This is a genomic window from Kitasatospora sp. NPDC048545 (genome assembly GCF_040651155.1).
GTDB lineage: Bacteria > Actinomycetota > Actinomycetes > Streptomycetales > Streptomycetaceae > Kitasatospora.
Genome location: NZ_JBEZIQ010000190.1, coordinates 1 through 1,072 on the forward strand (window position 1 = coordinate 1; position 1,072 = coordinate 1,072).

2 protein-coding genes are annotated in these 1,072 nt (G+C 67.9%); both read left to right on the forward strand.

The window, feature by feature from the left end; translation table 11 throughout:
* Window positions 1–618, forward strand: a 618-nt coding sequence (locus AB0D10_RS46425; RefSeq protein WP_360269206.1) for an HAD-IC family P-type ATPase, incomplete at its 5' end; no start/stop codon positions are given.
* Window positions 619–635: 17 nt separating this feature from the next.
* A partial coding sequence (locus AB0D10_RS46430; RefSeq protein WP_360269209.1) for a potassium-transporting ATPase subunit C occupies window positions 636–1,072 on the forward strand: 437 nt, incomplete at its 3' end.

Sequence of the window (1,072 nt, forward strand, 5' to 3'; positions counted from 1 at the left end):
AAGGCGATCGCGGAGGAGGCCGGCGTCGACGACTTCCTCGCCGAGGCCACCCCCGAGGACAAGATGGCCCTGATCAAGAAGGAGCAGGAGGGCGGCAAGCTGGTCGCGATGACCGGCGACGGCACCAACGACGCCCCCGCCCTCGCCCAGGCCGACGTCGGCGTCGCGATGAACACCGGGACCATGGCGGCCAAGGAGGCCGGCAACATGGTCGACCTCGACTCCAACCCGACCAAGCTGATCGAGATCGTGGAGATCGGCAAGCAGCTGCTGATCACCCGTGGCGCGCTGACCACCTTCTCCATCGCCAACGACGTGGCCAAGTACTTCGCGATCATCCCCGCGATGTTCGCCGGGGTCTACCCGGGCCTGAGCCACCTCAACATCATGGGCCTGCACAGCCCCCAGTCCGCGATCACCTCGGCGATCATCTTCAACGCCCTGGTCATCATCGGCCTGATCCCGCTCGCCCTGCGCGGCGTCAAGTACCGCCCCTCCGACGCCAGCTCCCTGCTGCGCCGCAACATCGGGATCTACGGCTTCGGCGGTCTGGTCGTGCCGTTCGTCGGCATCAAACTGATCGACCTGATCGTCCAGTTCATCCCCGGCCTCAGCTGAGAAAGGAGTCCACCGCGATGTCCAAGCCCCTGCCCGCCTCCGTGCGGACCCACTTCACCGCACTGCGAGTACTCCTCGTGCTGACCGTGATCCTCGGAGTCGTCTACCCGCTGCTCGTCACCGGGATCTCCCAGGTCGCGTTCAGCGACAAGGCCAACGGCTCGATCGTCAAGGCCGACGGCAAGGAGGTCGGTTCCAGCCTGCTCGGCCAGAACTTCAACCTCCCGAAGAAGAACCCGGACGACCCGAAGGAGGAGGCGCAGCCGGACCCGAAGTGGTTCCAGCCCCGGCCCTCCGCGGCCGGGACCGGCTACGACGCCTCCTCGTCCGCCGCCTCCAACCAGGGCCCCAACAGCGAGGACCTGCTGAAGGCCGTCAACGACCGCCGCGCCGCCGTCGCCGCCTTCGACGGCGTCGACCCGGCGAGCGTCCCGGCCGACGCGCTGACCGCCTC